The 25,690-nt window shown below is 61.4% G+C and carries 24 protein-coding genes; 18 read left to right on the top strand and 6 right to left on the bottom strand.

The genetic code is table 11. From position 1 onward, the window contains the following. Positions 1–299, top strand: a 299-nt coding sequence (locus DBR18_RS03205; protein ID WP_256588510.1) for a DUF523 domain-containing protein, incomplete at its 5' end; no start/stop codon positions are given. A gap of 107 nt (positions 300–406) precedes the next feature. Here DBR18_RS03205 and DBR18_RS03200 read toward each other — a convergent pair. After that, positions 407–970, bottom strand: coding sequence for a transporter substrate-binding domain-containing protein (locus DBR18_RS03200; RefSeq protein ID WP_108589221.1), 564 nt, complete (start codon positions 968–970; stop codon positions 407–409). Between the two features lie 135 nt (positions 971–1,105). Between DBR18_RS03200 and DBR18_RS03195 the strand changes: the two genes are divergently transcribed. Then, positions 1,106–1,531, top strand: coding sequence for a DUF4399 domain-containing protein (locus tag DBR18_RS03195; RefSeq protein WP_108589220.1), 426 nt, complete (start codon positions 1,106–1,108; stop codon positions 1,529–1,531). A 62-nt stretch (positions 1,532–1,593) separates the two neighbouring features. Here the strand turns inward: DBR18_RS03195 and serA are convergent, their stop codons facing one another. Next, positions 1,594–2,823, bottom strand: a complete 1,230-nt coding sequence (gene serA, locus DBR18_RS03190) for a phosphoglycerate dehydrogenase (RefSeq protein WP_003229219.1) — start codon at positions 2,821–2,823, stop codon at positions 1,594–1,596. Positions 2,824–3,029: 206 nt separating this feature from the next. On the opposite strand from serA, the gene DBR18_RS03180 reads away from it, so the two are divergent. From DBR18_RS03180 to DBR18_RS03165, 4 genes are all read left to right on the top strand, one after another. Next, the gene (locus DBR18_RS03180; RefSeq protein WP_108589219.1) at positions 3,030–4,424 is read left to right on the top strand and encodes an FAD-binding oxidoreductase; all 1,395 of its coding nucleotides are present in this window, start codon (positions 3,030–3,032) and stop codon (positions 4,422–4,424) included. A gap of 38 nt (positions 4,425–4,462) precedes the next feature. Beyond that, complete coding sequence (locus DBR18_RS03175; protein WP_108589218.1) at positions 4,463–5,128, top strand: fumarylacetoacetate hydrolase family protein; 666 nt, start codon at positions 4,463–4,465, stop codon at positions 5,126–5,128. A 212-nt stretch (positions 5,129–5,340) separates the two neighbouring features. After that, a complete protein-coding gene (locus tag DBR18_RS03170; protein ID WP_108589217.1) occupies positions 5,341–6,264 on the top strand; it encodes an SdiA-regulated domain-containing protein in 924 nt (307 codons plus the stop codon). Between the two features lie 196 nt (positions 6,265–6,460). Beyond that, positions 6,461–7,378 carry an SdiA-regulated domain-containing protein gene (locus tag DBR18_RS03165; RefSeq protein ID WP_108589216.1) on the top strand — a complete coding sequence of 306 codons (918 nt, stop codon included), beginning with the start codon at positions 6,461–6,463 and terminating at the stop codon, positions 7,376–7,378. 146 nt (positions 7,379–7,524) lie between these two features. Here DBR18_RS03165 and rpiA read toward each other — a convergent pair whose 3' ends face one another. Next, complete coding sequence (gene rpiA / locus DBR18_RS03155; protein WP_007965573.1) at positions 7,525–8,199, bottom strand: ribose-5-phosphate isomerase RpiA; 675 nt, start codon at positions 8,197–8,199, stop codon at positions 7,525–7,527. 316 nt (positions 8,200–8,515) lie between these two features. On the opposite strand from rpiA, the gene ilvA reads away from it, so the two are divergent. Both ilvA and DBR18_RS03145 read left to right on the top strand, forming a co-directional pair. After that, complete coding sequence (ilvA, locus tag DBR18_RS03150) at positions 8,516–10,030, top strand: threonine ammonia-lyase, biosynthetic (protein WP_108589215.1); 1,515 nt, start codon at positions 8,516–8,518, stop codon at positions 10,028–10,030. Positions 10,031–10,069: 39 nt separating this feature from the next. Continuing rightward, complete coding sequence (locus DBR18_RS03145; protein ID WP_108589214.1) at positions 10,070–10,495, top strand: DUF2269 domain-containing protein; 426 nt, start codon at positions 10,070–10,072, stop codon at positions 10,493–10,495. 82 nt (positions 10,496–10,577) lie between these two features. Here the strand turns inward: DBR18_RS03145 and DBR18_RS03140 are convergent, their stop codons facing one another. Further along, positions 10,578–11,234, bottom strand: a complete 657-nt coding sequence (locus DBR18_RS03140) for an HAD family phosphatase (protein WP_108589213.1) — start codon at positions 11,232–11,234, stop codon at positions 10,578–10,580. Between the two features lie 143 nt (positions 11,235–11,377). On the opposite strand from DBR18_RS03140, the gene DBR18_RS03135 reads away from it, so the two are divergent. Beyond that, positions 11,378–11,857: an RNA pyrophosphohydrolase gene (locus tag DBR18_RS03135; protein WP_003229203.1), complete on the top strand. Its 480-nt coding sequence runs from the start codon at positions 11,378–11,380 to the stop codon at positions 11,855–11,857. A gap of 22 nt (positions 11,858–11,879) precedes the next feature. Further along, positions 11,880–14,159, top strand: a complete 2,280-nt coding sequence (ptsP, locus tag DBR18_RS03130; protein ID WP_108589212.1) for a phosphoenolpyruvate--protein phosphotransferase — start codon at positions 11,880–11,882, stop codon at positions 14,157–14,159. Positions 14,160–14,229: 70 nt separating this feature from the next. Here the strand turns inward: ptsP and DBR18_RS03125 are convergent, their stop codons facing one another. Further along, on the bottom strand, positions 14,230–14,976 hold the full coding sequence (locus tag DBR18_RS03125; RefSeq protein WP_108589211.1) for an NRDE family protein: 747 nt from the start codon (positions 14,974–14,976) through the stop codon (positions 14,230–14,232). Between the two features lie 131 nt (positions 14,977–15,107). Here DBR18_RS03125 and DBR18_RS03120 point away from each other — a divergent pair, with 131 nt between their 5' ends. The 3 genes from DBR18_RS03120 to DBR18_RS03110 all read left to right on the top strand — a co-directional run bounded on the left by DBR18_RS03120 (position 15,108) and on the right by DBR18_RS03110 (position 17,821). Then, a complete protein-coding gene (locus DBR18_RS03120; RefSeq protein WP_108589210.1) occupies positions 15,108–15,890 on the top strand; it encodes a sulfite exporter TauE/SafE family protein in 783 nt (260 codons plus the stop codon). A 93-nt stretch (positions 15,891–15,983) separates the two neighbouring features. Beyond that, positions 15,984–16,799 (top strand): prolipoprotein diacylglyceryl transferase, encoded by an 816-nt coding sequence (gene lgt, locus DBR18_RS03115; RefSeq protein WP_007965581.1) that lies wholly within the window; start codon positions 15,984–15,986, stop codon positions 16,797–16,799. 50 nt (positions 16,800–16,849) lie between these two features. Further along, entirely contained in the window at positions 16,850–17,821 is a 972-nt protein-coding gene (locus DBR18_RS03110; protein ID WP_108589209.1) for a thymidylate synthase, read from the top strand. A 122-nt stretch (positions 17,822–17,943) separates the two neighbouring features. Here the strand turns inward: DBR18_RS03110 and cadR are convergent, their stop codons facing one another. After that, positions 17,944–18,393, bottom strand: a complete 450-nt coding sequence (gene cadR, locus DBR18_RS03105; protein ID WP_007964189.1) for a Cd(II)/Pb(II)-responsive transcriptional regulator — start codon at positions 18,391–18,393, stop codon at positions 17,944–17,946. An 84-nt stretch (positions 18,394–18,477) separates the two neighbouring features. On the opposite strand from cadR, the gene DBR18_RS03100 reads away from it, so the two are divergent. The 5 genes from DBR18_RS03100 to DBR18_RS03080 form a co-directional block, all read left to right on the top strand. Beyond that, positions 18,478–20,793, top strand: a complete 2,316-nt coding sequence (locus DBR18_RS03100; protein WP_108589208.1) for a heavy metal translocating P-type ATPase — start codon at positions 18,478–18,480, stop codon at positions 20,791–20,793. A 16-nt stretch (positions 20,794–20,809) separates the two neighbouring features. Then, complete coding sequence (locus DBR18_RS03095; protein WP_108589230.1) at positions 20,810–21,673, top strand: LysR family transcriptional regulator; 864 nt, start codon at positions 20,810–20,812, stop codon at positions 21,671–21,673. 193 nt (positions 21,674–21,866) lie between these two features. Further along, a complete protein-coding gene (locus DBR18_RS03090; protein ID WP_108589207.1) occupies positions 21,867–22,943 on the top strand; it encodes a putative 2-aminoethylphosphonate ABC transporter ATP-binding protein in 1,077 nt (358 codons plus the stop codon). Next, entirely contained in the window at positions 22,943–24,667 is a 1,725-nt protein-coding gene (locus DBR18_RS03085; RefSeq protein ID WP_108589206.1) for a putative 2-aminoethylphosphonate ABC transporter permease subunit, read from the top strand. The genes DBR18_RS03090 and DBR18_RS03085 overlap by 1 nt, the downstream gene beginning before the upstream one ends. Positions 24,668–24,702: 35 nt before the next feature. Continuing rightward, positions 24,703–25,690 (top strand): putative 2-aminoethylphosphonate ABC transporter substrate-binding protein (locus DBR18_RS03080; protein ID WP_108589229.1); only part of this gene is annotated, 988 nt, incomplete at its 3' end.

Here is a 25,690-nt window from a genome sequence, read left to right as displayed (position 1 = left end):
CCGAAGTGCTCGATGGCACGGCGGCGGTGATCACCACCGAGGGCGAGGACGTCAGCGCGCAGTTTCTCGATGGTGCGCGGCAGGCGCTGGCGCTGGTGCAGAAGCACGGTATCCGCGTCGCGGTGCTCAAGGCCAACAGCCCTTCCTGCGGGAATCTGCTGACTTATGACGGGACGTTCAGTGGCGTGAAGGTCTCGGGAGAAGGCGTGACGGCGGCGCTGCTCAAACGCCATGGGGTTCAAGTCTTCAGTGAACTCGAACTGTCGCAGGCCGCAATGGCCCTGACCCACCTCGACTAAAAGCCCACCACAAACCCCCTGTAGGAGCTGTCGAGTGAAACGAGGCTGCGATCTCTTGATCTTCAAAATCAAGATCAAGATCAAAAGATCGCAGCCTGCGGCAGCTCCTACGGTTCGGCGAACCACTTCGCGGACAACGCCGCCAATCGCCCATCCGCCTTGATCCGCTGCAACGCACCTTCCAGGCTGGCATGAAACGCCGGGTTGCCCTTCTGAAATGGAATTGCCAGCTCCACCGGGGTCGCCTTCGGCTTCTCCTCGGTCAGTGCCTGCACCAGCACCATCGGCCGTGGCTGCTCATCCTTCTTTGCCCACAACTGCGAATCGACCTTGCCGTAAGACTCGCTGAAGTCGAAACGATCCTTGAGTTCAGGTGTCAGTGCTATGTGGTTGAGCGCAACGTCGTACTTGCCGCTTTCAACGCCCTGAAGCAGGTCGGCTTCGTCGGTGACAATGAAGTCGGCGCGTACATCCAGCTCGTTGGCGAGCAGTTGCCCAAGCTCGACCTCGAACCCCGTGAGTGTGTCGCCATCCTTGAAATTGAAGGGCGGTGTATTAGCCTCAAGGGCTATGCGCAACTCGCCACGGTCGTTGACGTCATCAATCAGTTCGGCGTGAGCCAGAGGGCTCAAAAGGGGTAGCAGGCAGATCAGGCCAGGCAGAAAACGCATGGTCACTCCTTTGAAATCATTATCGCGACGCTCTGAGTCAGGCTCGCTTTGCTATGGTTGTCGAGTGCCTTCGACAACGAATGGTCATGAAGTTGTCATGACCGCGCGGATTTTACGGAAAAACTGGAGAAGAGAATGAAAACGTTTATGTCACGAGCAGCCTTGGCTGGCCTGTTGATGGGTGTTTCAGTGCTGGCCAGTGCAGCGACCCCGGCGCCCAAAGGTGCCGAAGTGTTCATCGTTTCTCCCGAAGACGGGGCCACGGTTTCTCAGGAGTTCAAGGTCAAGTTCGGGGTCAAGGACGTTGCGCTGGCACCGGCCGGTGATCCCACCAAGAACACCGGTCACCATCACCTGCTGATCGATGCCAAGGAAATCGTTCCAGTTGGTTCCGTCGTGCCGACCGACGCCAACCACATGCACTTCGGCAAGGCGCAGACCGAGGCCACGATCAAACTGGCCCCGGGCAAGCACACCTTGCAACTGGAGCTGGGTGACAGCGGCCACATGGCGTTCGATCCGCCGATCGTCTCGAAGAAAATCACCGTCAACGTCAAATAAATTTCGGCGTTGCATGAAAAAGGGAGCCCGAAGGCTCCCTTTTTTTGTCGCTCAGCGTCGGATCAGAACAGCACGCGGCTACGGATAGTACCGTTGACGTGTTGCAGCTTCTCTTGTGCCAGCTCCGAGTACTCGGCGTCGACGTCGATCACCACGTAACCGACTTTCTCGTTGGTCTGCAGGAACTGACCGGAGATGTTGATGCCGTTTTCGGCGAAGACCTTGTTGATCTCGCTCATCACACCCGGAATGTTCTCGTGGATGTGCAGCAGACGGTGCTTGCCAGGGTGAGCCGGCAGGGCCACTTCCGGGAAGTTCACCGACGATACGGACGTACCGTTGTCGCTGTACTTGACCAGTTTTTCCGCCACTTCCAGACCGATGTTAGCCTGCGCTTCGGCAGTCGAGCCACCGATGTGCGGGGTCAGGATCACGTTGTCCAGGCCACGCAGCGGGCTTTCGAACTCTTCGTCGTTGGAGCGTGGCTCCACCGGGAAGACGTCGATGGCCGCGCCGATCAGGTGTTTGTCCTTGATCGCGTCCGCCAGGGCGTCCAGCTCGACCACGGTGCCGCGCGCGGCGTTGATCAGGATGCCGCCCTTCTTGATGGCGCGGATTTCCTTCTCGCCGATCATCCACTGGGTCGCCGCGGTTTCCGGTACGTGCAGGGTAACGATGTCGGACATGCCCAGCAGCTCGTGCAGGTTGCCGACCTGAGTCGCGTTACCCAGCGGCAGCTTGGTCACGGTGTCGTAGAAGAACACCTGCATGCCCAGACCTTCCGCCAGAACCGACAGCTGCGTACCGATCGAGCCGTAGCCGACGATGCCCAGTTTCTTGCCGCGGATCTCGAACGAGTTGGCTGCGGACTTGATCCAGCCGCCACGGTGGCAGGAAGCGTTTTTCTCAGGGATGCCGCGCAGCAGCAGGATCGCTTCGGCCAGCACCAGTTCCGCGACGGAGCGGGTGTTGGAGTACGGCGCGTTGAACACGGCGATACCGCGCTCGCGGGCAGCACTCAGGTCAACCTGGTTGGTGCCGATGCAGAAACAGCCGACTGCCACCAGCTTCTTCGCGTGATCGAAGATCTCTTCGGTCAGTTGGGTGCGCGAACGAATGCCGATGAAGTGAGCGTCAGCGATCTTTTCCTTGAGCTCGGCTTCCGGCAGGGAGCCTGTCAGGTATTCGATGCTGGTGTAGCCCGCCGCCTTGAGGACGTCGACAGCCGATTGGTGGACGCCTTCGAGAAGAAGGAACTTGATCTTGCTCTTATCGAGAGAAGTCTTGCTCATCTGCGTAAACCTGTATCCCGGAGAAAAATGGCAGGGAGGGGAGCAGCCTGGAGCTGACCCAAACGGCAGGAAAGCCGTTACCGCAGAACCGGCCTTGGGCACTGGCCTGCGGGGTCGGTATGCTAGCATAGCCGCCCCGCTAATCACTCATTCCTGCGACGTGAAGCGTTCTCAGGATGACCATGAATTGTTCGAGAGTTCTGTCGATGACCAATCCTGCCCTGATTGATGAACTGAAGACCCTGGTCGAGCCTGGCAAGGTCCTGACCGACGCCGACTCCCTGAACGCGTACGGCAAGGATTGGACCAAGCACTTCGCCCCGGCGCCGAGCGCCATCGTGTTCCCCAAGACCATCGAACAGGTGCAGGCCATCGTCCGCTGGGCCAACACCCATAAGGTGGCGCTGGTGCCATCCGGCGGGCGCACCGGGCTGTCCGCCGCCGCCGTGGCTGCGAATGGCGAAGTGGTGGTGTCGTTCGATTACATGAATCAGATTCTCGACGTGAACCTCACCGACCGCACCGCCGTGTGCCAGCCAGGCGTGGTCACCGAGCATTTACAGAACGTTGCCGAAGAAAATGGCCTGTACTACCCCGTGGACTTCGCTTCGGCCGGTTCCAGTCAGATTGGCGGCAACATCGGCACCAATGCCGGCGGGATCAAGGTGATTCGCTACGGCATGACCCGCAACTGGGTCGCCGGGATGAAAGTGGTCACCGGCAAGGGCGATGTGCTGGAGCTGAACAAGGACTTGATCAAGAACGCCACCGGCTACGACCTGCGCCAGCTGTTCATCGGCGCCGAAGGCACCCTCGGTTTCGTGGTCGAAGCGACCATGCGCCTGGATCGCGCGCCGAAAAACCTCACCGCCATGGTCCTCGGTACCGCCGACTTCGACTCGATCATGCCGGTGCTGCACGCGTTTCAGGGCAAGCTCGACCTGACCGCGTTCGAATTCTTCTCCGACAAGGCCCTGGCGAAAGTGCTGGGTCGTGGCGATGTGCCGGCGCCGTTCGAAACCGAGTGTCCGTTCTACGCGCTGCTGGAGTTCGAGGCGACCAGCGAAGAAGTGGCCAACACTGCGCTGGAAACCTTCGAACATTGCGTCGAGCAGGGCTGGGTGCTGGACGGTGTGATGAGCCAGAGCGAAACCCAGTTGCAGAACCTGTGGAAGCTGCGCGAGTACATCTCCGAAACCATCTCGCACTGGACACCGTACAAGAACGACATCTCGGTCACCGTGTCGAAAGTCCCGGCATTCCTGCAGGAAATAGACGCGATCGTCGGCGAATACTACCCGGACTTCGAAATCGTCTGGTTCGGCCACATTGGCGACGGCAACCTGCACCTGAACATTCTCAAGCCGGATAACCTGAGCAAGGACGAGTTCTTCGCCAAGTGCGCGACCGTCAACAAGTGGGTGTTCGAAACCGTCGAGAAGTACAACGGTTCGATCTCCGCCGAGCACGGCGTGGGCATGACCAAGCGCGACTACTTGACGTACAGCCGTTCACCGGTCGAAATCGAGTACATGAAAGCGGTCAAAGCGGTGTTCGACCCCAACGGCATCATGAACCCGGGCAAGATCTTCGCGGTTTGATTGGCAATCCCTGAATCAATGAAGGCAGGAGTCGGTAAATGAGCTATCAGCACCAGTATGTCGACGGCACGCGCATCCACTTCCCGATCGGGAAAGTGGTGTGCATCGGGCGTAATTACGCCGAACACGCCAAGGAGCTGGACAATCCGGTTCCTACCGAACCGTTGCTGTTCATCAAGCCGGGCAGTTGCGTGGTGCCGCTGGAAGGCGGTTTCAGCATTCCGACCGAGCGCGGTTCGGTGCACTACGAAGCGGAAATCGCCGTGTTGATCGGCAAGCCGTTGTCGACCAAACCGAGCCGCGAAGAAGTGCTGGACGCGATCTCCGGTTTCGCCCCGGCGCTGGATCTGACCCTGCGCGACAAGCAGGCCGAACTCAAGTCCAAGGGCCTGCCATGGGAAATTGCCAAGTCGTTCGACGGCGCAGCGGTGATCGCACCGTTCGTGGTCGACAGCACTTTCCCGGACCTGACCGACATCGGCATCCGCCTGACCATCAACGGCGAAGTGCGTCAGGACGGCAACAGCAGCGCCATGCTCAACCCGATCGTGCCGATGATCCAGCACATGGCTGGCTGCTTCTCGCTGCAGGCCGGCGACGTGATCCTCACCGGCACGCCAGTGGGCGTCGGCCCGCTGAATGTCGGCGATGACATCGTGCTGGAACTGGTTGGCGCGAGTAGCTTCAGTAGCAGCGTGCGCTAAAAACAAAAGATCGCAGCCTGCGGCAGCTCCTACACCGGTCACTGTAGGAGCTGCCGCAGGCTGCGATCTTTTGATCTGGCTTTATCAGGCAGGGCAATCCCGCCATTTGCCGTTTTTTTCACATTCTGTCCGGATAATTCCCCTCATTCTGGCGTCTGAGCCGGCCTCTTTGTGCTATTACCCATAGCCTGAATTTTCGGAATGCGTCCCTGATGTCAGCTCAAACTCAGCTCAATTCTCCTCGTCGCTCACGTTTTGCCCTGCGCTGGTATGTCTGGTTGTTGCTCGTGCTCGCTGTCGCTTATGGCGTGGCGCATATCATGCATTGGGACGACCGTGGTCTGCTGTGGCTGCGCGAGCGCCTCGAGACTCAGGCTGAGCAGAAGGCAAGCATCTGGCTGCCGGACTATCGAGTGGTGATCGACGGCAAACTGCTGCCGGGCATGGAAAAGGACGAAGCCTCGGACCTGTCCTACAACCCGCAGACCAAAACCCTGTTTTCGGTGATGGGCAAGAACCCCTTCCTGGTCGAGCTGACCCTGCAGGGCGATGTGCTGCGCAAAATGCCGCTGGTGGGCTGGAGCAACCCGGAAGGCGTGACCGTGATGGAAAACGGCCTGATGGCCATCGTCGATGAGCGCGAGCACCTGCTGACCATCGTCAAGGTCGATGCCAGCACTCGCGAACTGAATATCGCCGATTTCCCGAAATATGACCTCGGCCCGTCGAAAAACCAGAACAAGGCGTTCGAAGCAATCACCTGGGATCCGCGCAACCAGCAGTTGCTGCTGGGCGAAGAGCGGCCGCCGGCGCTGTTCACCTGGAAGAGTGACGGCAGCCAGATCCTCAAGGGCGACAAGCAGAAGCTTGCCAATGATGAGCTGGATATCCGCAACCTCTCGGCGCTGGCCATCGATCCGCGTACCGGCCACACCCTGGTGCTGTCCGCCGACTCGCATCTGCTGCTGGAGCTGGACGAGAAGGGCGAGCAAGTCAGCTTCATGACCCTGCTCGGCGGCTTCAACGGTTTGAAGGACACCATCCCTCGCGCCGAAGGCGTGACCATGGACGACGCCGGTACGCTGTACATGGTCAGCGAGCCGAACCTGTTCTACCGCTTCGAAAAACAAAAGTAACAACTCCCCCTGTAGGAGCTGCCGCAGGCTGCGATCTTTTGATTTTGTTTTTCAAGATCAAGATCAAGATCAAAAGATCGCAGCCTGCGGCAGCTCCTACATGGGTTGTCTTGTGGCTTGAGGCAAGTGGCCATTAAGCTTCAGTTCAGACAGGCGTGATATTTCATCCGCCTGTTTTGATCCCGAGCCTGCCCGAATGCGTCGACTTGCCCGCCCCAAACCCCTGATCGTCATCCTGTCGGTGATTGTCCTGATCGCATTGGTCGCGATCGGCCAATACCTGCGCCTGTTCGAGCGTGCATGGTTCAACCTGCATACCTTGTGGCAGCCGTTGAGCAGCCAGGCCATTGGTCTGGATCAATACCGTGTCGAGGTAGAAGCCCGGGTCATCGATGGCCTGAACGACGATGTCTCGGCGCTGACCTACGATCCGGTGCGCAAAAGCCTGTTCACCGTGACCAACAAGAACGCCGAGCTGGTGGAGTTATCGCTGGAGGGCAAGATCCTGCGGCGCATCGCACTGATCGGCTTTGGCGATGCGGAAGCGGTGGAGTTCATCAGCGCCGACACCTATGTGATCACCGACGAGCGTGAGCAACGTCTGATCAAGGTGCATCTGGAGCGGGACACCACGTTCCTCGATGCGGCAGATGCCGAACAAATGACCCTCGGCGTGCACATGAGCGGCAACAAGGGCTTCGAAGGCCTTGCCTATGACTCGGTGGGTAAACGCCTGTTTGTGGCCAAGGAGCGTGACCCGATGCTGATTTATGAAGTGCATGGCTTCCCGCACTTCAATCCGGAAAAATCCTACGCGGTACACGTGATCAACAACCCCAAGCGCGATGCCGGGATGTTCGTGCGCGATCTGTCGAGCCTGCAATACGACGAGCGCAGCGGCCATTTGCTGGCGCTGTCCGACGAGTCGGGGCTGATTCTGGAACTGGATGTGGACGGGCGGCCGTTGAGCACGTTGTCGCTGAACAAGGGCCGGCAGGGTTTGCGCAAGCGCGTGCCGCAGGCTGAAGGCATTGCGATGGATGATGACGGGACGTTGTATCTGGTGAGTGAGCCGAATCTGTTTTACGTCTTCAGGAAACCTGCGCAGAACTAACCAACACCCCAAAACACTGTGGGAGCTGGCTTGCCAGCGATGGGGCCATCACTTTCAACATCAATGTTGACTGACAGGCCGCCATCGCTGGCAAGCCAGCTCCCACAGGTTTATTCGTCTGCCCATTAATTTCGGGCAGCCTGGGCTTACTCAGCCTTCAGGGTCTTCACACCTTCGCTGGTGCCCAACAACAACAGATCCGCCGGACGCGCCGCGAACAGACCGTTGGTGACCACGCCGACGATCGCATTGATCTGCGCTTCCAGCTCCACCGGGTTGGTGATCTGCAGGTTGTGCACGTCGAGGATGATGTTGCCGTTGTCGGTCAGCACGCCTTCGCGGTACACCGGGTCGCCGCCCAGTTTCACCAGTTGGCGGGCCACATGGCTGCGAGCCATCGGGATCACTTCCACCGGCAGCGGGAACTCGCCCAGTACCGGCACCAGTTTGCTGGCGTCGGCGATGCAGATGAAGGTCTTGGCCACGGCTGCGACGATCTTCTCGCGGGTCAGGGCTGCGCCGCCGCCCTTGATCAGGTTCAGGTGCTCGTCGCTCTCGTCGGCGCCGTCGACGTAGAACTCCAGGTCGCTGACGGTGTTCAGTTCATACACCGGAATGCCGTGACCCTTGAGGCGCGCGGCAGTGGCTTCGGAGCTGGCAACCGCGCCATCGAACGCGCCCTTGTGCTGGGCCAGCGCATCGATGAAGCAGTTGGCGGTGGAGCCGGTGCCGACCCCGACGATGCTCTTGTCGTCGAGTTTCGGAAGGATGAAGTCGACGGCGGCCTGAGCCACTGCCTGTTTGAGTTGATCCTGGGTCATGCGGGCTCCGGAAGCGGGCAAGGGGAGAACGGAAAGGCCGGCATTATAGGCCTCGCGACAAGGCAGGGGGAAACACTCCTGTGGTGAGGGGATTTATCCCCGATGGAGGGCGAAGCGCTCCCCGGCACTCCTCCCAAATATTGCACTCTCAGGTTGACGACGGCTGCGCCGCCGATCGGGGATAAATCCCCTCACCACAATGAGGCTTACATCACAAAGTGTTCGCCCCGGCTAAAACCCCCCGTTCAGTGTGGTCGTCCGGGCAAAAGCCGGGTTAGACTCGTCGGTCCCGCCCAATCGCCAGTGATGCTTTCCGATGCTCGAACAGTACGTCAAAAAGATCCTCACCTCGCGCGTTTATGACGTTGCCGTAGAAACCCCGCTGCAGAACGCTCGCCAGCTCTCCGAGCGGCTGGGCAATGACATCTGGCTCAAGCGTGAAGACTTGCAGCCGGTGTTCTCGTTCAAGATTCGCGGCGCGTACAACAAGTTGACCCAACTGACGGACGAAGAGCGCGCCCGTGGCGTGGTCACCGCGTCGGCGGGCAACCATGCGCAGGGTCTGGCGCTGGCGGCGAAAGTGCTGGGCGTGAAAGCGACCATCGTGATGCCCAAGACCACCCCGGAGATCAAGGTCGAAGGCGTGCGTTCGCGCGGCGGTAAAGTCGTGCTGCACGGCGATTCGTTCCCGGAAGCGCTGGCTTATTCGCTGAAACTGGTCGACGAGAAGGGCTACGTCTACATCCACCCTTACGACGATCCGCACACCATTGCCGGGCAGGGCACCGTGGCGATGGAAATTCTGCGCCAACACCCGCAACCGCTGGACGCGATCTTTGTGCCGGTCGGTGGCGGCGGTCTGATTGCCGGTATCGCGGCGTACGTGAAATACCTGCGTCCGGACATCAAGGTCATCGGCGTCGAGCCGGACGACTCCAACTGCCTGCAAGCAGCCATGGCCGCCGGTGAGCGCGTGGTGCTGCCGACCGTGGGCATCTTCGCCGACGGCGTGGCGGTAGCACAGATCGGCCAGCACACCTTCGACATCTGCAAGGATTACGTCGACGAAGTGATCACCGTCAGCACCGACGAAATCTGTGCGGCAATCAAGGATATCTACGACGATACCCGCTCGATCACCGAGCCTGCCGGCGCTTTGGGCGTGGCCGGGATCAAGAAGTACGTCGAGTCCCGTGGTGTCAGCGGCCAGACTTTCGTCGCCATCGATTCCGGGGCCAACGTCAACTTCGACCGCCTGCGCCACGTCGCCGAGCGTGCCGAACTGGGTGAAGGTCGCGAAGCGATCATCGCCGTGACCATTCCGGAGCAGGCCGGCAGCTTCAAGGCGTTTTGCGAAGCGATCGGCAAGCGCCAGATCACCGAATTCAACTACCGCTACAACACCGGCAGCGAAGCGCACATCTTCGTCGGCGTGCAGACGCACCCGGAAAACGACCCGCGCAGCGCACTGCTGACGAGCCTGACCGAGCAGGGCTTCCCGGTACTCGACCTGACCGACAACGAATTGGCCAAGTTGCACATCCGCCACATGGTCGGCGGGCGCGCGGCGCAGGTGGTTGATGAAGTGGTGCTGCGTTTCGAATTCCCGGAGCGTCCGGGCGCGCTGTTCAACTTCCTCAGCAAACTCGGCGGACGCTGGAATATTTCGATGTTCCATTACCGCAACCATGGCGCGGCGGATGGCCGTGTCGTCGCAGGCCTGCAAGTACCGCATGACGAGCGTCATCTGGTGCCGGCAGCGCTGGCGGAAATCGGCTACCCGTACTGGGACGAAAGCGATAACGCGGCCTATAAGCTGTTTCTTGGCTGAACGGCTACGCTGATGGGCAGGCCATAAGGAATTCGAACAATGGAAACGTTAACCGCCCTGAAAACCGCGCACATGGTCGCCACCGTCGTGTTGTTGGCCGGTGCATTGGGGTTGGGAATCTGGGTTTTTCTGGCCCGACGCAATGGTGATGCAACGGCTGGCAGCCGCACTCTGCAACGGCCACGGGTGTTCATCTGGCTGTTGATGGGCCTGGCGTTGCTGAGTATGCCGTTTACCGGCTGGGGCATGGTACATCTGGTGGGATGGCCGCTGGGGCAGACCTGGCTGCTGGCCTCCAGCGTGCTGTACACCGTGGCGGCGCTGGCGTGGTTCTGGTTGCTGGTGCGGTTGAATCGGTTGCGCAAGACGCCGGGTGGGGTTGGCAGGTTCAGCTTTGCCTTGGCGTTGTTCAGCTTTGTCTGCTTTATCGCCATTGCCGGGTTGATGGGTGCCAAACCTGTGTGAAGCGAAAAGATCGCAGCCTTCGGCAGCTCCTACATGGGATGTATACCTGTAGGAGCTGCCGCAGGCTGCGATCTTTTGATCTTCAGTCGCGCAACGAAATCACCGGCCAGCCCCGCTTCTCGGCCTCGGCCCGAAGATTCGGATCCGGATCCACCGCCACCGGGTTCGCCACCTGCTCCAGCAGCGGCAGATCATTCATCGAATCGCTATAGAAATAGCTGTCATCCAGCGAATACCCGGTTTCCTCCAGCCAGCGATTGAGGCGCGTCACCTTGCCCTCACGGAAGCACGGAATGTCGGTGCTGCGCCCGGTGTAGCGGCCATCGACCATTTCGCATTCGGTGGCGATCAGGGTTTCGACGCCCAGGCGCACGGCAATCGGTGCGGTGACGAATCGGTTGGTGGCGGTGATGATCACCAGTTTGTCGCCAGCGTCGCGGTGCTTTTTCAGCAGTTCCAGCGCCTTGGGCAGCACGATCGGTTCGATGCAGTCGCGCATGTAGTCGCTGTGCCATTGATCAAGCACGGCCATTTCGGTGCGACCGAGGATCTCCAGGCAGAAGTTCAGGTACGCGGCGTTATCCAGCTTGCCGGCCAGGTAATCCTGATAGAACTCGTCGTTGCGCGTCTTGTATGCCACCGGATCGAGGAAGCCGCGTTCGCACAGATAGTCGCCCCAGGCGTGATCGCTGTCGCCGCCCAGAAGGGTGTTGTCCAAATCGAATAGAGCCAGGCGCATTGCAGTTACCCGCTGAAAAGTCAGTAAAAAGGCGACAAGAATACGGTCTTTTCACAAGAGTGCACATAAGGTAGGAACCTTCGTTGCCGCCTTATCAAGCTTTGTGGAACAATGCGGCGACATGCGTTTGCGAGGTTGTTGCCGTGATCGACCCCGATGGTTTCCGCCCCAATGTCGGGATCATTCTGACGAATGACGCCGGCCAGGTGCTATGGGCTCGCCGTATCAATCAGGATGCCTGGCAGTTTCCACAAGGGGGAATCAATCCCGAGGAGACGCCGGAAGACGCCTTGTACCGCGAGCTGAACGAAGAAGTTGGCCTGGAACGTGAAGATGTTGAAATACTGGCCTGTACCCGGGGCTGGTTGCGCTATCGTTTGCCGCAACGTCTGGTGCGTACCCACAGCCAACCGCTGTGCATCGGCCAGAAGCAGAAATGGTTTCTCCTGCGCCTGATCTCCAACGAGCAGCGGGTGCGGATGGATTTGACCGGTAAACCGGAGTTCGATGGCTGGCGCTGGGTCAGTTATTGGTATCCGTTGGGCCAGGTGGTGACATTCAAGCGCGAGGTGTATCGACGCGCCCTCAAAGAGCTTGCCCCGCGCCTTTTAGCGCGCGACTGACGACGGAGTTCGACCCCGAGCCATGCTCAATACGCTGCGCAAGATCGTCCAGGAAGTTAACTCCGCCAAGGATCTCAAGGCGGCGTTGGGGATTATTGTGTTGCGCGTCAAAGAGGCCATGGGCAGCCAGGTCTGCTCGGTCTACCTGCTTGATCCCGAGACCAATCGCTTCGTCCTGATGGCCACCGAGGGCTTGAACAAGCGCTCGATCGGCAAGGTCAGCATGGCACCCAACGAAGGTCTGGTGGGTCTGGTCGGCACGCGTGAAGAACCCCTGAACCTCGAAAACGCCGCGGATCACCCGCGCTACCGCTACTTCGCCGAGACCGGCGAGGAGCGTTACGCCTCTTTCCTCGGGGCGCCGATCATTCACCACCGCCGCGTCGTCGGCGTGTTGGTCATTCAGCAGAAAGAACGTCGCCAGTTCGACGAAGGTGAAGAAGCCTTCCTCGTGACCATGAGTGCGCAACTCGCCGGCGTTATCGCCCACGCCGAGGCCACCGGTTCGATCCGTGGTCTGGGCCGTCAGGGCAAGGGCATTCAGGAAGCCAAGTTCGTCGGCGTACCGGGTTCACCGGGGGCGGCGGTCGGTACTGCGGTGGTCATGCTGCCGCCGGCGGATCTGGACGTGGTGCCGGACAAGCACATCACCGACATCGACGCCGAACTGGCACTGTTCAAGACTGCCATTGAAGGTGTGCGCGCCGACATGCGTGCCTTGTCCGCCAAACTGGCGACCCAGCTGCGCCCGGAAGAACGCGCGCTGTTCGACGTCTACCTGATGATGCTCGACGATGCCTCGCTGGGCAGCGAAATCACCACCGTGATCAAGACCGGCCAATGGGCCCAGGGCGCGCTGCGTCAGGTGGTCACTGAGCACGTCAACCGTTTCGAACTGATGGACGACGCCTACCTGCGCGAGCGTGCATCGGACGTCAAGGACCTCGGCCGGCGCCTGCTGGCCTACCTGCAGGAAGAGCGTCAGCAGAACCTGGTCTACCCGGAAAAAACCATTCTGGTCAGCGAAGAGCTGACGCCGGCCATGCTTGGCGAGGTGCCGGAAGGCACGCTGGTCGGTCTGGTTTCGGTGCTGGGTTCGGGTAACTCCCACGTCGCGATTCTGGCCCGTGCCATGGGCATTCCGACGGTGATGGGCCTGGTCGACCTGCCGTACGCCAAGGTCGACGGCATCGAAGTGATCGTCGACGGCACCCGCGGCGAGGTCTACACCAACCCCAGCGATGTGCTGCGCAAGCAGTTCGCCGAGGTGGTCGAAGAAGAGAAACAACTGGCGCTGGGTCTCGACACCCTGCGCGATCTGCCGTGCGTGACCCTCGATGGCCATCGCATGCCGCTGTGGGTCAACACCGGCCTGCTGGCGGACGTGGCGCGGGCACAGAAGCGCGGCGCCGAAGGTGTCGGTCTGTACCGCACCGAAGTGCCGTTCATGATCAACCAGCGTTTCCCGAGCGAAAAGGAACAACTGGCGATCTACCGCGAGCAGCTCGCCGCGTTCCATCCGCAACCGGTGACCATGCGCAGCCTCGACATTGGCGGTGACAAGTCGCTGTCGTACTTCCCGATCAAGGAAGACAACCCGTTCCTCGGCTGGCGCGGGATTCGCGTGACCCTCGACCACCCGGAAATCTTCCTGGTGCAGACCCGCGCGATGCTCAAGGCCAGCGAAGGCCTGAACAACCTGCGGATCCTGCTGCCGATGATCTCCGGCACCCACGAACTCGAAGAAGCCCTGCACCTGATCCACCGGGCCTGGGGCGAAGTGCGCGACGAAGGCACCGACGTGCCGATGCCGCCGATCGGGGTGATGATCGAGATTCCGGCCGCGGTGTACCAGACCAAGGAACTGGCGCGGCAGGTGGACTTCCTGTCGGTCGGCTCCAACGACCTGACCCAGTACCTGCTGGCGGTGGATCGCAACAACCCGCGAGTGGCCGATCTCTACGACTACCTGCATCCGGCGGTGCTGCAAGCCCTGCAGACCGTGGTGCGCGACGCACATGCCGAAGGCAAACCGGTGAGCATCTGCGGCGAAATGGCCGGTGATCCGGCAGCGGCGGTGCTGTTGATGGCGATGGGCTTCGACAGCCTGTCGATGAACGCCACCAACCTGCCGAAAGTGAAGTGGATGCTGCGCCAGATCAACCTGAGCAAGGCCAAGGATCTGCTGGCGGAGCTGATGAAGATCGACAACCCGCAAGTTATCCACAGCTCGCTGCAGCTGGCGCTGAAGAATCTCGGGTTGTCCAAGATGAACCCGCCGGCACTCAACAAGGCCCTCTGAAAGATCGCAGCCTTCGGCAGCTCCTACAGGGAATGTGTACCCCTGTAGGAGCTGCCGGAGGCTGCGATCTTTAGATTCTGATCTCCACCTCGCCCAGATGCCCGCCATACGGCCCGAAACTGCGCTCGACCATCCGCCGCGTGCCATCCGCCTGCACAATCAACGCCGTACTCGCCCGCGTCCCGTAACTCTGGCTGGCAATAAACACACTCGACAGCAGCGACTCGGTCGCCAGCCCGACCCCGGTATCCGGCAGCTCGGCAAACGGCGCGGTTTGCGCATCGCCCAGCAGCTCCAGCAACCGCGCAGGCTGTGGATCATCCAGCACCGCGCTCAGCGCTGCCTTGGCCTTGAGCAGTTTCGGCCACGGCGTATCCAGCCCGGCATTCGACAGGCCGTAAACTCCGGGTTCGAGCATCACCGGCTCGGATGTTCGCGCATTGAAGTGCCACAGCTCATGGGCGTTGCCCAGCAGCAGGTTGAACCCGGCGTATTCCGGCGCTCGACCGACCACATCGCGCCAATAATCATCAATCGACGCATCACCCGCGAGAAACCGCGCCACCAGCTCTCCCCGCGATTTGCGCGCCGGTGGCTGGTGCGGATCGCGGATATTGGTCAGCGCGGCGAAGCGCCCGTTGGCACCAATCCCCAGCCACGTGCCGCCCGCCTCAAGATCGCGCCCGGCATGCACGTGCGGCGCGTCGGCCCATGGCGCCAGCGGCAGGCTCGGGCGGGCGTAGAACTCGTCACGGTTGGCCGCGACGATCAGCGGCTGGGCATGGCCCGGGCGCCAGGCGAAAACAATCAGGCACATAAGGTGGGTCCTTGTGTGTTTTTTGCTCACTCTACGCAGTCAGCGTCCGTGCATCCATCGCAAGTTCCGCCAAAGGCCATGCATCCGTTACCATGCCGCTCCGGTTTTGGGGATGCGTGTGGGAGACGGCCATGGAATTTCTGCTCTATCTGGCGTTGGGCGCCTGTGCGGGCGTGCTGGCCGGGCTGTTCGGGGTGGGCGGCGGGATCATTATCGTCCCGGTGCTGGTGTTCAGTTTTACCTTGCAGGGTTTCGATCAGTCGATCCTCACGCACCTGGCGGTAGGGACATCGCTGGCGACCATCATCTTCACTTCGGTCAATGCCGTGCGTGAACACCATCGACGTGGTGCGGTGCGCTGGCCGATCTTCATGTGGATGGCCGTGGGCATTCTGCTCGGCGCCGGTTTCGGGGCGCTGACGGCCGAGGCGATTTCCGGGCCGAACCTGCAGAAGATCATCGGTGTGTTCGCTCTGGTGATTGCCGTGCAACTGGCGCTGGAGGTCAAACCCAAGGCCAGTCGAACGGTGCCGGGCAAACTCGGTCTGACCGTGGCCGGCAGTGTGATTGGCTGGGCTTCGGCGATTTTCGGGATCGGCGGCGGTTCGCTGACCGTGCCGTTCCTGACCTGGCGCAGCGTGCCGATGCAACAGGCGGTGGCAACGTCGTCGGCCTGCGGTTTGCCGATCGCCGTGGCCAGTGCATCAAGTTTCATGATTCTGGGGTGGCACGATCCGTTGTTGCCACCGCATAGTCTCGGTTTTGTCTATTTGCCGGCGCTGCTGGGCATTGCCCTGACCAGCATGGTGTTCGCCCGTCTGGGCGCACGACTGGCGCACAAGTTGTCGCCGCGCTTGCTGAAACGGCTGTTCGCCGCTTTGCTGTTCTGCGTCGGCCTGAATTTTCTGCTCTGAGCTTCGGGTTCAGAACAGACCGCAATCCTGACTTAATCCTGAGGTGGCAGCGTCGCCCGGGAATTCTGGTTTCAACTCTAACGAGGAGTCGCAATGCTGCCTTACCCGCAGATCGACCCGGTGGCCCTGGCCATCGGTCCGCTGAAAATCCACTGGTACGGTCTGATGTACCTTGTCGGCATCGGCGGCGCATGGCTGCTGGCGTCGAGCCGGCTCAACCGTTTCGACCCGACCTGGACCAAGGAGAAGCTCTCCGATCTGGTGTTCTGGCTGTCGATGGGGGTGATTGTCGGTGGCCGTCTGGGTTACGTGCTGTTCTATGACCTGAGCGCCTACATCGCCAACCCGACGCTGATTTTCGAAGTGTGGAAGGGCGGCATGTCGTTCCACGGCGGTTTCATCGGGGTGATGCTCGCCGCGCTGTGGTTCGGCAAGCGTAACGGCAAGACCTTCTTCCAGTTGATGGACTTCGTTGCGCCGATGGTGCCGATCGGTCTGGGCGCCGGGCGTATCGGTAACTTCATCAACGCCGAGCTGTGGGGCAAGCCGACCGACGTGCCGTGGGCGATGATCTTCCCGCCGTTCAGCGATCCGGCGCAGCTGCCGCGTCACCCGTCGCAGCTGTATCAGTTCGCGCTCGAAGGCGTCGCGCTGTTCCTGATCCTGTGGCTGTTCTCGCGCAAGCCGCGTCCGACCATGGCGGTATCCGGCATGTTCGCGCTGTTTTACGGCATTTTCCGTTTTATTGTCGAGTTCGTCCGCGTACCGGACGCGCAACTGGGCTACCTGGCCTGGAACTGGCTGACCATGGGTCAGGTGCTGTGCGTGCCGATGATCGTCGGCGGGCTGTTCCTGATCTGGCTGGCCTATCGTCGTGCGCCGGCAGCGCCGCTCGCGCCGACCGCTTAAACTACGAACCCCGGCGCGCGACGCCGGGGCTCAAAGGACACAGGTAACTCATGAAGCAATATCTCGAACTGGTCTCGCACGTCATCCAGAACGGCACCAAACAGGCCAACCGCACCGGCATCAACACCATCAGCTTCCCGGGTGCGATGCTGCGTTTCGATCTGCAGGAAGGCTTTCCGGCGATCACCACCCGCAAGATGGCCTTCAAATCGGCCATCGGCGAGATGTGCGGTTTTCTGCGTGGCGTGAACAACGCCGCTGAATTCCGTGCGCTGGGCTGCAAGGTCTGGGATCAGAACGCCAACGAAAATGCGCAATGGCTGGCCAACCCGTTTCGTCAGGGCGAGGACGACCTCGGCGAAATCTACGGCGTGCAATGGCGCAAATGGCCGGCGTACAAGCAGATTCCGCTGAGCAACACCGCCGCCATCGAACAGACCCTGAACAACGGCTACAAGCAGATCGCCCAGGGCGAGGAAGACGGCCAGGCCTACGTGGTGCTGTACAAAGCCATCGATCAGGTGCGTCAGTGCGTCGACACGATCATCAAGGATCCGGGCAGCCGCCGCATCCTGTTCCACGGCTGGAACTGCGCCCAGCTGGATGAAATGGCCCTGCCGCCGTGCCATCTGCTGTACCAGTTCCACCCGAACGTCGAGACCAAAGAGATCTCCCTGACCCTGTACATCCGCTCCAACGACCTGGGTCTGGGCACGCCGTTCAACCTCACCGAAGGCGCCGCGCTGCTGAGCCTGATCGGGCGCCTGACCGGTTACACGCCGCGCTGGTTCACCTATTTCATTGGTGATGCGCACGTCTACGAGAACCATCTGGACATGCTCAACGAACAGCTCAAGCGCGAGCCGTTCGCCATGCCGAAACTGAAAATCTCCGACCGCGTGCCGGAGTTCGCCAAGACCGGTGTGTATCAGCCGGAGTGGCTGGAGCTGGTGGAGCCGAGCGATTTCTCGCTGGAAGGTTATGAGCACCATGCGCCAATGACCGCGCCGATGGCGGTCTGACAGACTGCCATTAAACCTGTGGGAGCTGGCTTGCCAGCGATGACGGCAGCACATTCAACATTGATGTGTCTGTAAAACCGCTATCGCTGGCAAGCCAGCTCCCACAATGTTTTGTGGTGTTGTCAGTGGCCGTGGCTGCGGCCTACGTGGGAATGCTCGACCTCTGTCGCCACAACCCCGCCACTCACCTCCAGCCGCTGCAAAATCCCGCACTGATCCGCCCCCGGCCCTTCGCCACAACGCTGGCGCAGGTCGAGCAGTTGTGTCTGCAACGCCAGCAATCCATCAATCCGCGCTTTCACATGCTGGATGTGCTCGTCGATCAGCGTATTCACGCTCGCACACTGATCCTGCGGGCTGTCACGCATCGCCAGCAGGCTGCGGATTTCTTCGAGGGTCATGTCGAGGGTGCGGCAGTTGCGGATGAAAGTCAGGCGCTCGGCATGCGCCTGGGTGTAGACGCGGTAGTTGCCGTCGCTGCGCGCCGGTTCCGGCAGCAGGTTTTCGCGCTCGTAGTAGCGGATGGTTTCCACGGCGCAGTCAGTGAGTTTCGCCAGTTCGCCGATCTTCATGACGGCCATCTCCAAATGGGTGCTTGACCCTATAGTGGCTACAGGGTCTTTACTTGGCAACAGGCACCTTCATGGACGCGACCAATGAGCGATTCCCAGCACACCCACAAGCCCGGCGACGGGCACGATCATAGCCACAGCCATAAATTGCAGCCTGTGCATAAGCACGTACATGGCGACGATTCCTGCTGCGGGTCGAAAGCCGCAACACCGGCACCGGTTCATTCGCACGAAGATTCTTGCTGCTCGTCGACAGCTGCCGCGCCTGCGTTGGTGCAACTGAGCGAGAAAACCAGCGCTGACGCCCGACTGAGCAGTTTCCGCATCGAAGCGATGGACTGCCCGACCGAGCAGACGCTGATCCAGAACAAACTCGGCAAACTGGCCGGCGTGCAGCAGCTGGAATTCAACCTGATCAATCGCGTGCTCGGCGTGACCCACAATCTGCCGGATACCGCGCCGATCACCGAGGCGATCACGTCCCTGGGCATGCACGCCGAACCGCTGGAGGCGGGCGTCGAAGCCACGGTCCCGGCGCCAGTGAAAAAACACTGGTGGCCGCTGGCGCTGTCCGGTGTCGGTGCCCTGGCGGCCGAAGTGATCCACTTCACCAACGCCGCGCCGACCTGGGTGGTGGCGATCATTGCGTTGGTGTCGATCCTCAGCGGCGGCCTGACCACCTATAAAAAGGGCTGGATCGCCCTGAAAAACCGCAACCTCAACATCAACGCGCTGATGAGCATCGCGGTGACCGGTGCGGTGCTGATCGGGCAGTGGCCGGAAGCGGCGATGGTGATGTTCCTGTTCACCGTGGCCGAGTTGATCGAGGCGCGCTCGCTGGATCGTGCGCGCAACGCCATCAGCGGTCTGATGCAGATGACCCCGGAACAGGCCACGGTGCAGCAGGCCGACGGCAACTGGGTCGAACAAGAGGTCAAAAGCGTCGAACTCGGCGCCCGGGTGCGGGTAAAACCCGGCGAGCGCATCGCGCTGGACGGCGAAGTGGTCAGCGGCAGTTCGACCATCGATCAGGCACCGATCACCGGTGAAAGCCTGCCGGTGGAGAAAACCATCGGCGACAAAGTCTTCGCCGGCACCATCAACCAGGCCGGCTCGCTGGAGTACACGGTGACTGCGGCGGCGAACAACTCGACCCTGGCGCGGATCATCCACGCCGTTGAGCAGGCTCAAGGTGCACGCGCCCCGACGCAGCGTTTCGTCGATCAGTTCTCGAAAATCTACACCCCGGTGGTGTTCGTGCTGGCGCTGGCCGTGGCGATCATTCCGCCGCTGTTCATGAGCGCAGCATGGTTCGACTGGATCTATCGTGCGCTGGTGCTGCTGGTGGTGGCGTGTCCTTGTGCGCTGGTGATCTCCACCCCGGTGACCATCGTCAGCGGCCTCGCGGCAGCGGCGCGCAAAGGCATTCTGGTCAAGGGCGGCGTGTACCTGGAGGGCGGTTTCAAGCTCGATTATCTGGCGCTGGACAAGACCGGCACCATCACCCACGGCAAACCGGTGCAGACCGATTACCTGTCGCTGGACCCGACTGCCGACGCCAGCGCTCCGGCAATCGCCGCCGCGCTGGCCGGGCGTTCCGATCACCCGGTGTCGCTGGCGATCGCCAATGCCGCTGTGGATAAAAACCTCGCCGTGCTGAGTGTGGATAACTTCGAGGCGCTGGCCGGGCGTGGCGTGAAGGGCCAGGTCAACGGTCAGACCTATCACTTGGGCAACCATCGTCTGGTCGAGGAGCTGGGTCTGTGCTCGCCGCAACTGGAAGAGAAGCTGTTTGCGCTGGAGAAACAGGGCAAGTCCGTGGTGTTGCTGCTCGACAGTTCCGGCCCGCTGGCGCTGTTCGCCGTGGCCGACACGGTCAAGGAAAGCAGCCGCGAAGCGATCCGCCAGTTGCACGCACTGGGCGTGAAAACCTTGATGCTCACCGGTGACAACGTGCATACCGCGCAGGCGATTGCCGCTCAGGTCGGCATCGATCAGGCCAAGGGCGACTTGCTGCCGACCGACAAACTGCAAGCTATCGAAGCACTTTATGCACAGGGTCATCGGGTGGGCATGGTTGGCGACGGCATCAACGACGCCCCGGCACTGGCCCGCGCCGAGATCGGTTTCGCCATGGCGGCGGCCGGTACCGACACCGCGATTGAAACCGCTGATGTCGCCCTGATGGACGACGATCTGCGCAAGATCCCCGCGTTCATCAGCCTGTCGCGCGACACCGCGAGCATCCTGAAACAGAACATCGCCTTGGCCCTGGTGATCAAGGCTATCTTTCTTGGGGTAACCTTCGCCGGGCTCGCCACCATGTGGATGGCGGTGTTCGCCGACATGGGCGTGAGCCTGCTGGTGGTGTTCAACGGTTTGCGCCTGCTGCGCAAATAAACGATGAGGGATGGTTGTGCTGAGTGCCGAGCTGAAAGCGTTTTACATGGTCGCCCGCCTGGGCAGCATTACGCTGGCGGCGAAAAAGCTCGGCCTCAGCCAACCCACCGTGACCACGCAGATCCGTAATCTGGAAAGCCAGTATTCGGTGGAGCTGTTCTACCGTGGCGGTCGGCGCCTGAGTGTCAGCGACGAAGGCGCGCGCTTGCTGCCGATGGTCAAGGCGCTGTTGCAGCAGGAGGCCGATATCGAGTTCTTCCTGCGCAACAGCGGTCAGGTGCAGGGCACGTTGCGTATCGCTGCGACCGCGCCGTATTACATCCTCGATCTGGTGAAGACTTTCCGCGAGCGCCTGCCGCAGGTGGAAGTGTCGGTGGAAATCGGCAACTCGCAGCAGGTGCTCGAAGCGCTGGAGGATTACCGGGTGGATGTCGCGGCGTCGTCGCAGTTGCTTGAGGATGCGCGGCTGATTCGCCGGGTATTGGGTAGCGATCCGCTGGTGCTGGCGGTGCATCGCAACCATCCGCTGGCGGCGCAGGAGCATGTGGCGTTGAGTGCACTGGCCGGGCATACGTTGTTGATGCGCGAGTCGGGTTCGACCACCCGCCGTTTGACCGAGGAGTTGCTGGAAAACGCCGGGGTCAGTTTCGGGCCGTTGCTGGAGATCGGCAGCCGCGAGTCGATCCGTGAGGCGGTGCTGCGCAACATCGGTATCAGCATCATTGCCCGCCAGGAAGTCCCGCACGATCCGCAGTTGCGGGTGCTGACAATCGAGAATGCGCCGCAGATTCCCGAGTATCTGTATTGCCTCAAGGAGCGCAAGGGGGCGCGGTTGCCGGCGGCGTTTCTCGGCTTGGCCCAGGAAATGTCCCCGGTCTGAACATCAAAAGATCGCAGCCTTCGGCAGCTCCTACAGAGGTATGCATTCCAATGTAGGAGCTGCCGCAGGCTGCGATCTTTTGACTTTCAACCAAAATCCCCGAATACCACTATCGGCCGTTTTTGCCTCACTGCCACATGACGGACGCATTACAACTCTAGGATTGGCCCCATCTGCTTGATGAGGTCTGTCCATGAATCCTGCCATCGCAACTGCCCTGACCAACCCCGGTGCGCCGATGAAAGTGCGCGGCGTACAGAAGCGCTTCGGCGCGTTCACCGCGCTGGATAACGTCTCCCTCGATGTCGCCGCCGGTGAGCTGGTGTGCCTGCTCGGCCCGTCGGGCTGCGGCAAGACCACGCTGCTGCGCTGCATCGCCGGGCTGGAGAAGCAGGACAGCGGCGAGTTGTACCTCGGTGATCGCGATGTCTCGCACCTCGCGCCGCAAGCCCGGGACTACGGCATCCTGTTCCAGTCCTACGCGCTGTTCCCCAATCTGACAGTCGAAGCGAACATTGCCTACGGCCTCGCTGGCAGCGGTCGCGACGAAGTACGCCGTCGCGTCGGGCAGATGCTGGAACTGGTCGGCCTCAGCGGCAGTGAGAAAAAGTACCCGGGCCAACTGTCCGGCGGCCAGCAACAGCGAGTCGCGCTCGCTCGGGCCTTGGCGCCTGCGCCGTCGCTGCTGTTGCTCGATGAACCGATGTCGGCCCTGGACGCCCGAGTGCGCGAGCATCTGTGCACCGAGCTGCGCCAACTGCAGCGCAACCTCGGCATCACCACCCTGATGGTCACGCACAATCAGGACGAAGCCATGCTCATGGCCGACCGCATCGCCGTGATGAACAACGGTCGGGTCGAGCAGTACGCCACACCACAGGAAATCTACAATCGCCCGGCCACGCCGTTCGTGGCCGAGTTCGTCGGGCAGGGCAACTGGCTGCCGTTCCAGCGCAGCAGCGCCAGTCACGCTCGGGTTGGCGGGATGGATGTGCGTCTGGCAGATGGCAGCGTGAGCGGCGCTTCGGGCCGGTTGTTCTGCCGCCCGGAAGCGATCAGCGTCAATCCGCTGGTGCACGAAGAAAACCTGTTTCCGGCCAAGGTGCGCGAGATCACCTTCCTCGGCAATCGCTGCCGCATGAGCTTTGAACTGGATCAACTGCCGGGCCATTCGCTGCTCGCCGAACTGGCGCCGGAAGCCATGCCACGTCTCGGCGCCCAGCAGATCATGGTCGCCTTGCCGCCGCGAAGCCTGCAGGTATTTGCCTGATGAGCGCGAACATCGCACTGCCGCTACCGCACAAGCAGGCGCGGCAGGTGTCCGGGGCCGAGGTCGGTGACCGGATCTTTGTCCTCGGCGGCAAACTCCTGCTGCTGTTGCTGCTCGGTGTCGCGGTGCTGCTGCCGTTGCTGGCGATCTTCTGGCGTGGTTTCAGCAGCGAGGCCGGGCAGGGCGGCGGCTGGCTCGCCGCCAAGGAGCTGGTGACCAGCGAGAATTTCCACTGGCTGCTCGGTAACAGCCTGAAGGTTTCCCTCAGCGTCGCGGCCATCGTCGTACCGCTGGCCTACCTGTTTGCCTACGCCTTGCAGCGCACCCTGATTCCGGCCAAGGGCATCTGGCGCGGGATCTCCCTGCTGCCATTGATGGCGCCGTCGATGCTGCCGGGGATTGCACTGGTCTATCTGTTCGGCAACCAGGGCATGTTGCGCGGGCTGCTCTCGGACAACATCTACGGGTTCTGGGGGATTGTGCTGGGCGAGGTGATCTACACCTTTCCGCATGCGCTGATGATTCTGCTGTCGGCGCTGTCGCTGGCCGATGCGCGGCTGTTTGATGCGGCGTCGAGCATGGGCGCCAGTCCGGCGAAAGCTTTTCGCAGCATCACCTGGCCGGCGACCCGGCAAGCGGTATTCGCCGCGTTCTGTCTCGTGTTCACCCTGACCATCACCGATTTCGGCGTGCCGGTGGTGGTCGGTGGCGACTATCAAGTGCTGGCGCTGGAAGCCTACAAAGCCGTGGTCGGTCAGCAACAGTTCGGTCGCGGCGCGCTGATCGGCATGGTGCTGTTGCTGCCGGCGCTGTTCAGCTTCGGCGTCGATGCCTGGCTGCGCCGCCGTCACGGCGACTCCATGAGTGGCCGCGCCCAGGTGTTCAAACCGGCACCGTCGAAGCTGCGCGACGCCTGCTATCTGGCGATTGTCCTACTGATCAGCGCCGCGTTGCTGCTGGTGTTCGGCATGGCGGTGTTCTCGTCGCTGGTGAAGTTCTGGCCGTACAACCTGTCGCTGTCGCTCAATCACTACCAGTTCAACGAGACCGCCGGCGGTGGCTGGCTGGCCTACGGCAACAGCCTGAAGATGGCGCTGGGCACCGCATTGATCGGCAGCGTGCTGATCTTCACTGGCGCCTACCTGATGGAGAAAACCCGCAGCCAGCGCGGCCTCAACCTGACGTTGCGCATGCTCAGTTTCATCCCGATGGCGGTGCCGGGGCTGGTGCTCGGTCTGGGTTACGTCTTCTTCTTCAACCTCACCGGCAACCCGCTGCATGTGCTGTACGGCACGATGACCCTGCTGATCGTCTGCACCATTGCTCACTATTTGACCACCGCGCAGATGACCGCCACCACCGCGCTGCGCCAGCTCGACGCGGAGTTCGAAGCTGCCGCGCTGTCGCTCAAGGCGCCGCTATACCGCCATTACCTGCGCGTCACCGTACCGATCTGCCTGCCGGCGCTGCTGGACATCGTGCGCTACCTGTTCGTCTCGGCGATGACCACGGTGTCGGCGGCGATCTTCCTCTACAGCCCCGACACCATCCTCGCAGCGGTGGCGGTGCTGAACATGGATGACGCCGGCAACGTCGGTGGCGCGGCAGCGATGTCGACCCTGATTCTGTTCACCTCGGCGGGTGTGTCCTTGCTGCTGGCGTGGGCGTCGCGCGGCTTGCTGCGCCGTTCCCAGGCCTGGCGGCAAACCGCGCCCGGTCACTGATTTTCCCAACCTCAACTCAAGACAGGAAAACGATCATGTTCAAGCCTATGGCCCTGGCCGCTGCTGTGCTCGCTACTTTCAGCCTGAATGCCTTTGCGGCAAAAACCGAGTTGACGGTGTACACCGCCCTCGAAGCCGAGCAACTGACCGCCTACAAGGCTGCGTTCGAAAAGGCCAACCCGGACGTCGAGATCAAGTGGGTGCGCGATTCCACCGGGATCATCACCGCCAAACTGCTGGCCGAAAAGGCCCGTCCGCAGGCTGACGCGGTGTGGGGCCTGGCCGCTTCGAGCCTGGCGATCCTCGATCAGCAGGGCATGCTGCAAAGCTATGCACCGAAGGATCTGGGCAAGATCGGCGCGAACTACCGCGACGCCGCCAACCCGCCCGCCTGGGTCGGCATGGACGTCTGGGCCGCGACCATCTGCTTCAACACCGTCGAAGCCGAGAAGCAGGGCTTGAGCAAACCGGTGAGCTGGCAGGATCTGACCAAGCCTGAGTACAAGGGCAAGATCGTCATGCCGAATCCGGCGTCGTCCGGCACCGGTTTCCTCGACGTCAGCGCGTGGCTGCAAACCTTCGGCGAGAAGCAAGGCTGGGCCTACATGGACGGTCTGCACCAGAACATCGGCCAATACGTTCACTCCGGTTCCAAGCCGTGCAAACTGGCGGCGGCGGGCGAATTCCCGATCGGCATTTCCTTCGAATACCCGGCCGTTCAGCTGAAGCGTCAGGGCGCGCCGCTGGACATCATCCTGCCGAAGGAAGGCCTGGGCTGGGAGATCGAAGCGACGGCCGTGATCAAAGGCACCCCGCATGAAGAAGCGGCGAAGAAACTCGCGGACTTCTCCGCCAGCGCCGAGGCGATGGATCTGTACAAGGAGAACTTCGCGGTGCTTGCGCAGCCGGGCATTGCCAAACCGCAGACCGAACTGCCGGCCGACTACGAGCAGCGCCTGATCAAGAACGACTTCGCCTGGGCCTCGAAGAATCGCGACGAGATCCTTACCGAATGGCGCAAGC

It is taken from the genome of Pseudomonas sp. HMWF021 (assembly GCF_003061005.1).
Lineage (GTDB): Bacteria > Pseudomonadota > Gammaproteobacteria > Pseudomonadales > Pseudomonadaceae > Aquipseudomonas.
This window is presented reverse-complemented; position numbering and strand designations above follow the sequence as displayed.

What these genes read in the sequence shown, in the direction of transcription:
- DBR18_RS03140 (WP_108589213.1), bottom strand. Translation starts at nt 11,234, where the DNA reads ATGCGCCTGGCTCTATTCGATTTGGACAACACCCTTCTGGGCGGCGAC.
- DBR18_RS03125 (WP_108589211.1), bottom strand. Translation starts at nt 14,976, where the DNA reads ATGTGCCTGATTGTTTTCGCCTGGCGCCCGGGCCATGCCCAGCCGCTG.
- DBR18_RS03090 (WP_108589207.1), top strand. Translation starts at nt 21,867, where the DNA reads ATGAATCCTGCCATCGCAACTGCCCTGACCAACCCCGGTGCGCCGATG.
- serA (WP_003229219.1), bottom strand. Translation starts at nt 2,823, where the DNA reads ATGAGCAAGACTTCTCTCGATAAGAGCAAGATCAAGTTCCTTCTTCTC.
- DBR18_RS03100 (WP_108589208.1), top strand. Translation starts at nt 18,478, where the DNA reads ATGAGCGATTCCCAGCACACCCACAAGCCCGGCGACGGGCACGATCAT.
- ptsP (WP_108589212.1), top strand. Translation starts at nt 11,880, where the DNA reads ATGCTCAATACGCTGCGCAAGATCGTCCAGGAAGTTAACTCCGCCAAG.
- lgt (WP_007965581.1), top strand. Translation starts at nt 15,984, where the DNA reads ATGCTGCCTTACCCGCAGATCGACCCGGTGGCCCTGGCCATCGGTCCG.
- DBR18_RS03165 (WP_108589216.1), top strand. Translation starts at nt 6,461, where the DNA reads ATGCGTCGACTTGCCCGCCCCAAACCCCTGATCGTCATCCTGTCGGTG.
- ilvA (WP_108589215.1), top strand. Translation starts at nt 8,516, where the DNA reads ATGCTCGAACAGTACGTCAAAAAGATCCTCACCTCGCGCGTTTATGAC.
- DBR18_RS03110 (WP_108589209.1), top strand. Translation starts at nt 16,850, where the DNA reads ATGAAGCAATATCTCGAACTGGTCTCGCACGTCATCCAGAACGGCACC.
- DBR18_RS03145 (WP_108589214.1), top strand. Translation starts at nt 10,070, where the DNA reads ATGGAAACGTTAACCGCCCTGAAAACCGCGCACATGGTCGCCACCGTC.
- DBR18_RS03085 (WP_108589206.1), top strand. Translation starts at nt 22,943, where the DNA reads ATGAGCGCGAACATCGCACTGCCGCTACCGCACAAGCAGGCGCGGCAG.
- cadR (WP_007964189.1), bottom strand. Translation starts at nt 18,393, where the DNA reads ATGAAGATCGGCGAACTGGCGAAACTCACTGACTGCGCCGTGGAAACC.
- rpiA (WP_007965573.1), bottom strand. Translation starts at nt 8,199, where the DNA reads ATGACCCAGGATCAACTCAAACAGGCAGTGGCTCAGGCCGCCGTCGAC.
- DBR18_RS03180 (WP_108589219.1), top strand. Translation starts at nt 3,030, where the DNA reads ATGACCAATCCTGCCCTGATTGATGAACTGAAGACCCTGGTCGAGCCT.
- DBR18_RS03170 (WP_108589217.1), top strand. Translation starts at nt 5,341, where the DNA reads ATGTCAGCTCAAACTCAGCTCAATTCTCCTCGTCGCTCACGTTTTGCC.
- DBR18_RS03175 (WP_108589218.1), top strand. Translation starts at nt 4,463, where the DNA reads ATGAGCTATCAGCACCAGTATGTCGACGGCACGCGCATCCACTTCCCG.
- DBR18_RS03195 (WP_108589220.1), top strand. Translation starts at nt 1,106, where the DNA reads ATGAAAACGTTTATGTCACGAGCAGCCTTGGCTGGCCTGTTGATGGGT.
- DBR18_RS03200 (WP_108589221.1), bottom strand. Translation starts at nt 970, where the DNA reads ATGCGTTTTCTGCCTGGCCTGATCTGCCTGCTACCCCTTTTGAGCCCT.
- DBR18_RS03120 (WP_108589210.1), top strand. Translation starts at nt 15,108, where the DNA reads ATGGAATTTCTGCTCTATCTGGCGTTGGGCGCCTGTGCGGGCGTGCTG.